Annotated in this window: 8 protein-coding genes; 4 read left to right on the forward strand and 4 right to left on the reverse strand. The window is 39.0% G+C overall.

Features of this window, described 5'->3' with window-relative positions:
- Positions 1 to 71: 71 nt before the first annotated feature.
- Both dsbD and IRT38_RS03735 read left to right on the forward strand, forming a co-directional pair.
- A complete protein-coding gene (gene dsbD, locus IRT38_RS03730; protein ID WP_194596981.1) occupies positions 72 to 1916 on the forward strand; it encodes a protein-disulfide reductase DsbD in 1845 nt (614 codons plus the stop codon).
- On the forward strand, positions 1913 to 2611 hold the full coding sequence (locus IRT38_RS03735; protein WP_039047788.1) for a glutathione S-transferase family protein: 699 nt from the start codon (positions 1913 to 1915) through the stop codon (positions 2609 to 2611). Before dsbD ends, IRT38_RS03735 begins: the two co-directional genes overlap by 4 nt.
- Before the next feature lie 37 nt (positions 2612 to 2648).
- Here the strand turns inward: IRT38_RS03735 and IRT38_RS03740 are convergent, their stop codons facing one another.
- Positions 2649 to 3830 carry a GGDEF domain-containing protein gene (locus IRT38_RS03740; protein ID WP_151816773.1) on the reverse strand — a complete coding sequence of 394 codons (1182 nt, stop codon included), beginning with the start codon at positions 3828 to 3830 and terminating at the stop codon, positions 2649 to 2651.
- 284 nt (positions 3831 to 4114) lie between these two features.
- Positions 4115 to 5026: an alpha/beta hydrolase gene (locus tag IRT38_RS03745; RefSeq protein ID WP_004909966.1), complete on the reverse strand. Its 912-nt coding sequence runs from the start codon at positions 5024 to 5026 to the stop codon at positions 4115 to 4117.
- Positions 5027 to 5213: 187 nt separating this feature from the next.
- On the opposite strand from IRT38_RS03745, the gene IRT38_RS03750 reads away from it, so the two are divergent.
- Positions 5214 to 5651 (forward strand): DUF2147 domain-containing protein, encoded by a 438-nt coding sequence (locus IRT38_RS03750; RefSeq protein ID WP_004909965.1) that lies wholly within the window; start codon positions 5214 to 5216, stop codon positions 5649 to 5651.
- A gap of 61 nt (positions 5652 to 5712) precedes the next feature.
- Here IRT38_RS03750 and IRT38_RS03755 read toward each other — a convergent pair whose 3' ends face one another.
- The gene (locus IRT38_RS03755; protein ID WP_099947877.1) at positions 5713 to 6063 is read right to left on the reverse strand and encodes an arsenate reductase; all 351 of its coding nucleotides are present in this window, start codon (positions 6061 to 6063) and stop codon (positions 5713 to 5715) included.
- Positions 6064 to 6501: 438 nt separating this feature from the next.
- Entirely contained in the window at positions 6502 to 7326 is an 825-nt protein-coding gene (locus IRT38_RS03760) for an exodeoxyribonuclease III (protein ID WP_004909961.1), read from the reverse strand.
- 39 nt (positions 7327 to 7365) lie between these two features.
- Here IRT38_RS03760 and pyrE point away from each other — a divergent pair, with 39 nt between their 5' ends.
- A complete protein-coding gene (pyrE, locus tag IRT38_RS03765; protein ID WP_004951249.1) occupies positions 7366 to 8016 on the forward strand; it encodes an orotate phosphoribosyltransferase in 651 nt (216 codons plus the stop codon).
- The last annotated feature ends 37 nt before the right edge of the window (positions 8017 to 8053 follow it).

Consider the following 8053-nt stretch of genomic DNA (forward strand, 5'->3'; position numbering starts at 1 on the left):
GATCTCTCAAATGCTCTATGTTGAACTGCCATTCAAGAAATCGGGCATTTGAGAGAACATAGAGAGATGATATGAAAATGCATGTTCGGGGTGAGGCTAGTGTCTCGCTGATCCAATACTTTTTGGGTACATTATTGCTGTTATGTGGGTCTTTAACCTACGCCCAAGAAAATTCAGCAGCACCATTATTAAGCCCTGAAGAGGCATTTACATTTTCAGTTGAATCGACGCAAACCGATCAAGCACGATTACGTTGGGAAATTCAGCCAAACTATTATTTATATCAACATAAATTTGAAGTTCAGCAAGGCAATCAAGCTGTTGCGTTGGATTTGCCCAAAGCCGTTGAGCAATATGATGAAAACTATGGTCATAGTCAAGTTTATTATCAGCAAGTTGAATTCAATATTCCGACACTAGCATCGCAGCACTACCGTGTCACATGGCAGGGTTGTGCCAAAGATCGAATTTGTTACCCACCTCAAACGATTGACTTTCAAACCGATATTGATGGTTTAGTGAGTATGCAAAATACCACTGCAAACTCTCAAAAGCGTTTTTTAGATGTTGCTCGATCTGCTCAGGCAGCGAATACAAATAACTCAGTATTAAGTGAAACGCCACAAGATCAATCAACAGCTGACAGCAACAATACTGTTATGGCCCAAGATCAGAAATGGTCGAGCACATTAGAACAACATTCTTTAGCTTATAGTTTGGCTTTATTCTTAGGATTAGGGATTTTACTGGCATTCACGCCATGTTCATTGCCGATGTTGCCTATTTTGACATCATTGATCGTGCGTGAACATAAAGGTGTTAAAGCATGGATGATTGCATTGACCTTTGTGATCAGCATGGCGATGGTATATGCGGTACTGGGATTAATCGCATCAGCTGCAGGGTTGAACTTTCAACGGTGGCTTCAACAGCCAGCAACATTAATTGCCTTTAGTTTATTGTTTGTGGTTTTCGCACTCAATTTATTTGGTTTATTTGAAATTAAACTACCACAAAAATGGGTCAATCATCTTGATCGAATGCAATCGGTGCAACAAGGTGGCACCTTAATTGGCGCAAGTGTGATGGGGATGATTTCAGCTTTGTTGGTTGGTCCATGTATGACTGCTCCACTTGCTGGAACGCTACTGTTTATTTCACAGACCCAAAGTCAATGGCAAGGTGCATTACTCTTGTTTACGCTCGGATTTGGGATGGGTATACCTTTGCTTTTGGCGAGTGTACTTGGTGCAAAAGCACTTCCTAAAGCGGGAGAATGGATGCATCAAATCAAGGTGATTTTTGCCTTTTTGATGTTAGCGCTCAGTTTGTACTTTATTCGACCACTTTTGCCTGAATTGGCGATGCAGATTCTCAGTCTATTATTAGGTCTTGGATTTATTGTTTTTGCAGCGTATCGACTCTTTGTGAAGACGAGCCAATTAAAATGGCTATACGCATTATTGTTATTGGTTGTTGTTCCTTTTTTGGCATTTAATCAATATCAACATGTACAGAATTTGACAACGCAACAAGCTGATCAACTTGCTACTTGGCATATTGCACGAACAGCAGATGAGTTTGAACAACTTCTTGCAACTGCGCCGAAAGATCAAATGATCGTGGTTGATGTGTATGCAGACTGGTGTGTAGCATGCCAACCGATTGAGCATCGGATTTTAAAAGACTCAGAGGTCCAACATGCTTTGGCGCCTTATTATTTGATCAAGCTTGACCTCAGTCAGTATGATCTATCGCATCAGAACTTACTCAATCAATGGGACATATTAGGTCCGCCAACTTATTTATTCTTAGATCAACAAAAGAAAGAAATACGTGCTTTACGTTTGACGGGTGCATTCCAGAAATCTGAACTAATACAACAACTCGCTGCATTAAAAGAGAAATCATTATGAGTTATCAACTGTTCATCGGAAATAAAAATTACTCCACATGGTCGATGCGTCCGTGGATTTTGTTAAAACAGGCGGGTATTGCATTTCAAGAACATTGGATTCAGTTTGATAGTTTTGAGCCAGATAGCCAGTTCAAAACTGAAATTTTAAAACTTAATCCAACAGGAAAAGTACCTGCTTTAGTTGATGAGGATATTATTGTTTGGGATAGTCTAGCGATTGCAGAATATATTGCTGAACAACATCCTGATAAAAATTTATTACCTCAAGATAAAAAGTTACGTGCCCGCGCACGTTGTATTAGTGCAGAAATGCATAGTGGTTTTCAGAATTTACGCAATCTTTGTCCGATGAATGTTGAAGCGGATTTATCACATATAGGAAAACAGCTTTGGGCTGAGCATGAGCAACTGCGTAATGAAGTCGCACGTATTGATCAAATTTGGTCAGAGCGACCAAGCGAAGATCAGTTTTTGTGTGGTGAGTTTAGTATTGCCGATGCATTTTATGCACCAGTGGTGATGCGTTTTGAATGTTTTGACTTACCTATTTCAGCATCAGGCAAAAGCTATATAGACAAGATTTTGTCTTTACCATCGGTTCAACAGTGGATTGCGGAAGCAAAACAAGAGCAAATGTTTGTACCATTTGATGAGCCATATCGTCAGACTCGAGATGAATATTTAAAGAAATAGACAAAAAGTAAAAGAGGGAATTTCCCTCTTTTATTGATCAACCCACCAGCTCACTAAATACTTTGACTTGGTTACGTCCATTTGCTTTGACTGCATACAATGCTTGGTCAGCTTGACTAATAATTAAGTGTGACTCACTGGCATTTTGTGAGCTGCTAATTCCAAAACTAGCACTAACCGAAAATTCTTGATGATCTTCAGAAATAAAACTTAATTGTGAAATCGCAATTCGACAACGTTCAGCAATACTTTTTGCTTGTGTTGTACTGGTGTTGGGAAGCAAAATAATAAATTCCTCGCCCCCAAAGCGACCAATCATGTCTTGATCACGTAGATTTTCAGTTAAGCATTTCGCGACATTTACTAATACTTCGTCCCCTAAACTATGTCCAAAGTGATCATTAATATTTTTGAAATGATCAAGGTCGAGCAAAATCACAGAATACAACTGATCGGCTTGTTGATTGAGCTTCTCTAGCTGATTACTAATGCTTCTACGATTCATGACATTGGTTAAAGGATCGAGGCGGCTCAGAGCTTGAATGGCAGTTTCACGAGTACGCCATTGTTGCAGTAAAATTTCAAACAAATACAAACAAGCCAATAGAATTGGGAGCAGGAAGAAGAACATACTGCCAACCCAGAAAGGGTGCATTTCCGCTTGATTTAAGATCTCAGGATTAAATATTGGCGCATACTGAAGGATGCCATACATACTGAGGAAATTACAAAAGAGCAGAGCAATAGTCGCGGGAATCAATGCGCAGTAGATCATACGACGATCAAACAAGATGAGACCGACACCGACTACACTAGCGTATGTCACCATGGTCGCAGGGCTAAAACTGCCGATCAGATAGCCTGTATGGCAAAGCAATACCGTAACAATCTGTACACTCAAAATAGGAATAATTTCCTGAACCCACACTCGATCTTTGTAAAAATAACAAGCAATAATCAAGCTGAGAAAAACGATCAGCATGATCAAGTTGGTGAGTAGTTTTGAGCGAACGAGTGGTAAATTCACCCATTGCCATGTACTAGGATTCAGCAAGACAAAACTGTCCCACAAAATTCCAAACAAGCTCATCAGTGCAGTGAGTATTAGCAACAAAATACTTTTTTTCAGCATGTCCCAATTGATAAGCGGTTCATGCTCCCAAAGTTGTGAGAAATTCCATTTTTCACGTTTTGCTAAACTCTTAAAGTGAACCTTCATGATTGACATGCATCCTTTATGCAATGAGATTCCTAAGAACGGTTATAAGTGTAAATTTGTCATCAAAAAAATTGAAAAACGATTATTGAAATTACAATAGCATCTTTAGATTGAGAAAAAAGTCTAGCTCTCGGTTTTTAATGTTAAATCGCTAGGGAAAATTTTTTGGAAAAAGGCTTGGTTATCTAAATAATCGATCAAATTTTAACTATTATGACAAAAATAAATTAAGAATGACAATGGTCAGCCATAGCTGACCATTTTTTTCATTTGGAGAAAATGAGTTAATTTCGATCTAAGGAATGAGCAAACTCAGCAATATCCGCTAGTGCTTGTTTTGCTTCAGGGAACCATGCATTAAACATTTGGAAGTTATGCCACATACCTGTGTAAAGTTTGAAGTTCACTTTGACATTGGCTTTTTCCGCCTTTTCTCTAAAGCGTTTTGAATCATCCAATAGGATTTCCTTAGAGCCGACTTGAACCAACGTTGGCGGTAAACCTTTTAGATCATCAAATAAAGGAGATACGCGAGGATCATCCGCTTGAATCCCATCCTTCAAATAATGATTGATTCCTGCTTGTAAAGCTTCAATCGAAAGTAAAGCATCATGCTTCTGATTGAAACGTAATGATTCACTGGTGAGTGTCAGATCTAAATATGGTGACATTAAAATCATACCACTTGGCATCAGTTCAGGCTGTTGCTTTAAGCGTAAGCAAAGCGCCAATGCAAGGTTAGCCCCACAGGAGTCACCAGAGACAATAATATCTTTGGGTTTAATTCCTTGTACCAGTAGTGCTTGGTATACATCAAAAATTGCATCAATCGCCTCTGGGAATGGATGTTCAGGTGCGAGTGGATAATCTACATGGATCACCTGCATTTGAGTACGAGCTGAGATGTCAGTCATTAATGCACGATGTGTGTTTAGGCTACCTAAGAAAAAGGCTCCCCCATGAATATGAAAGATCAGTTGGGTTGCAGAAGCTTGAGCTTTGATTTCTTCACCGCGAACACCCGCTAAACGTAGTGGTCGAATTTGTACTGTTGGATTCTGAGGAAACAAGCGACAAAGTTGATCTAAAACAGGTCGTAACGCATTCGGTGCTAAATTAAACTGACTGGGTGTGCGAATAGTCGCTTTTAGTAACGATTCAGTAAAATAATATTTCCAAACAGTACCAAATTTCATAATTTTTCCATATTGTTAGGTCAGTATATAACTAAGAGAATTTTGACTCGTGTGCCTTGCGCTGTCATTACTGCAATGTTTTGTTGTTGGTCAGGCTATACCCAATAGTCATAATCAAGAATTGCAATATTGATAGAAATTCTCAATACTCTTAATCTTGAAAAGACCCCTTAAGGATATTACAAAAATGAAGAAAATTGCTTTAGCATTTGGATTGCTCGGTTTAACAACTTTTGCCAATGCTGCAGATGCATTAAATGGCTCAGTATGGCAAACCATTGATGATGAAACTAAACAACCTAAAGCGATTGTGAAGTTTACAGAGCAAAAAGACGGCACGCTCAATGCATCAATTCAAAAATATTTAGTGGCTGGTCAGGAAAATGCCTGCACTAAATGTGAAGGTACTTTTAAAAATAAACCGCTTAAAGGCGTGACAATTGTTCACGGTCTTAAAAATGCAGGCGGTACAAATTATGATGGTGGTTCTATCATTGATCCTAAAAATGGTAAAACTTATAAATTGAAAGCTGAAATCATCGATGGTGGTAAAAAGCTTAAATTACGTGGCTACATCGGCGTTGCAGCATTAGGTCGTAACCAAACTTGGATTCGTACGAACTAAACTGAATTCGATATAAAAAACCGAGTGTAAATCCACTCGGTTTTTTTATTGTTTGCTTATTTTAAGCCGATAAAATTGCATAAGCTGCTTCATCAAAACCGATCACATAACCTTGAGGAGTTTGTAAAACTGGGCGTTTAATCAAGCTCGGTTGTGCGATCAATGTTTCAATCAGATTTGATTCGTTACTAGTCGCATGATTTTGTTCCGCTTCGCTGAGTTTGCGCCATGTGGTGCCTTTTTTATTTAATACTTTGTCTGCGCCAATCTCTTTCAGCCAGACTGTTAAAGTTTCAGCATCAATGCCTTGTTTTTTATAATCATGAAATTCGTAAGCAATTCCTTTGGCAGTTAAAGCATCGAAAGCTTTTTTCATTGAATTGCAATTTTTAATACCGTAAATTTTAAACATACTGAAAAACCATATAGATTGATTAAAAGATTTATTCGAAAGCCTAACGTAAAAACTGACTCAGTTGCCAATCGATATTGTTTATAAAGTTGATTGAGAGATTTTTAAAAGATGGGCGATTGATTAAATTGTTCTTATATATTGAGCATAAAAGCTAAAGACAGCGTCAAGAAAAAAATCGAATATCTAAAAAAGAGAAAACCCGCATCTAATCATCCTGATCATGCGGGTCTCATTTCAACGTCCAATGTCTCATCCTTGCAAATAAACTTAAACTAAGTTTATTTTATCTTCCTACGGCGTCCTATCCCTTCTGGTCATCCTGACCGCTTCCCTGTGCCGTGGTGCTATAATGCCGTTACAGGGGATAAATAAAAATACACAAAAAACGACACGATATGTAAGCTAAAGAAGCGGTCAAAGTGAACACTTGTTCACTTATTCGTTTATTTTGTAGTCGATAATCACAGGGGCATGGTCGCTAAACCATTGTTCTTTATAGACCCATGCATTAGCTGTACGAGCTTTCCAGTCTGGAGAGCAAGCTTGATAGTCGATGCGCCAACCGACATTTTTCGCACGTGCTTGACCGCGATTTGACCACCATGAATATAATTCTGCTTCTTGGCGGACTTCACGGAAAGTATCCACATAGCCTAAATCATCATAAATATGATCAAGCCATGCACGTTCATGTGGTAAGCAGCCTGATGATTTTTGATTGCCAGACCAGTTTTTAATATCAATACGTTTATGCACGATATTATAGTCACCACACACGATGATCGATTTATTTTCATCTCGCCATTGTTTTAAAATCTTGGCGTATTCTAGTAAAAATAAATCTTTACGTGCTTGTGCATCTTCACCACTTGAACCTGATGGTAAGTATAGAGAAGCAATATGAACAGGATGTGACAGTCCTAAATCAAACTCCGCCGTGATAAAACGCCCTTGCGAGTCAGCAAGTTCAAAGCCAAGTCCATTTTTGACCGTAATAAACGGCAAACGACTATAAATTGCTGTACCTGCATAGCCTGCACGTTCAGCTGGAAATAAGTGCGTATACCAACCCTCAGGTTTGAATTTATCAGTCCATTGTTCATGGGTGATGCGGCTTTCTTGCATACATACGACATCCGCATCGGACTGTTCTAACCATTCGAGTAGACCTTTGGTTACTGATGAACGTAGCCCATTTACGTTAATTGAGACGACTCGAAGAATTTTTACATCACTTGGATAGCTATCCTTTGGTATCATGCGTATGTTTAACCTCAATTGATGAATTTGGAGCACCTTATGACAACGCCTGTGTCATTTAATCCGCAAGCTTTTATTGAACTCGCATTATCACGTGGTGTGCTTAAATTTGGTGAGTTTACCTTAAAATCAGGTCGTGTCAGTCCTTATTTCTTTAACGCAGGTTTGTTAAATGATGGTGAAGCACTCTCTCTTTTAGCACAAGGCTATGCAGATAAATTGGTTCAGTGTGACAATGTCGGTGTGATTTTTGGTCCTGCATACAAAGGCATTCCTTTTGTAGCAGCAACTGCGGTTGCGTTGTCTCAAGTACATGGCAAGAGCGTTCCTTGGGGTTTTAACCGTAAAGAAGCCAAAGATCATGGTGAAGGAGGGGTGTTGGTTGGTGCATCGGTTGCAGGTCAAAAAGTCTGGATCATTGATGATGTGATCACTGCGGGGACTGCGATTCGTGAAGTTGTGACTATCTTAAAAAATGCTGGTGCAACGATTGCAGGGGTATTAGTGGCGTTAGATCGTCAAGAGCGTGGTCAAGGTGAGCTTTCTGCGATTCAGGAAGTACAAAAAGAACTCGAAATCCCTGTGCATGCTTTAATCACAATGAAAGATTTAATGGATTATTTGGATGCAAAAGGCGAGAAAGAAGCATTGGCAAATATGCAGGCTTATCGTGAAAAATATGGCATCTAAGTTTTAAGTGAAATAGAAAAGGAAGCAAAAGCTCACT

Source organism: Acinetobacter sp. SK-43 (assembly GCF_015351505.1).
Taxonomy (GTDB): Bacteria; Pseudomonadota; Gammaproteobacteria; order Pseudomonadales; family Moraxellaceae; genus Acinetobacter; species Acinetobacter junii.

What these genes read in the sequence shown, in the direction of transcription:
- IRT38_RS03745 (WP_004909966.1), bottom strand. Translation starts at nt 5,026, where the DNA reads ATGAAATTTGGTACTGTTTGGAAATATTATTTTACTGAATCGTTACTA.
- pyrE (WP_004951249.1), top strand. Translation starts at nt 7,366, where the DNA reads ATGACAACGCCTGTGTCATTTAATCCGCAAGCTTTTATTGAACTCGCA.
- IRT38_RS03735 (WP_039047788.1), top strand. Translation starts at nt 1,913, where the DNA reads ATGAGTTATCAACTGTTCATCGGAAATAAAAATTACTCCACATGGTCG.
- IRT38_RS03755 (WP_099947877.1), bottom strand. Translation starts at nt 6,063, where the DNA reads ATGTTTAAAATTTACGGTATTAAAAATTGCAATTCAATGAAAAAAGCT.
- IRT38_RS03760 (WP_004909961.1), bottom strand. Translation starts at nt 7,326, where the DNA reads ATGATACCAAAGGATAGCTATCCAAGTGATGTAAAAATTCTTCGAGTC.
- dsbD (WP_194596981.1), top strand. Translation starts at nt 72, where the DNA reads ATGAAAATGCATGTTCGGGGTGAGGCTAGTGTCTCGCTGATCCAATAC.
- IRT38_RS03740 (WP_151816773.1), bottom strand. Translation starts at nt 3,830, where the DNA reads ATGAAGGTTCACTTTAAGAGTTTAGCAAAACGTGAAAAATGGAATTTC.
- IRT38_RS03750 (WP_004909965.1), top strand. Translation starts at nt 5,214, where the DNA reads ATGAAGAAAATTGCTTTAGCATTTGGATTGCTCGGTTTAACAACTTTT.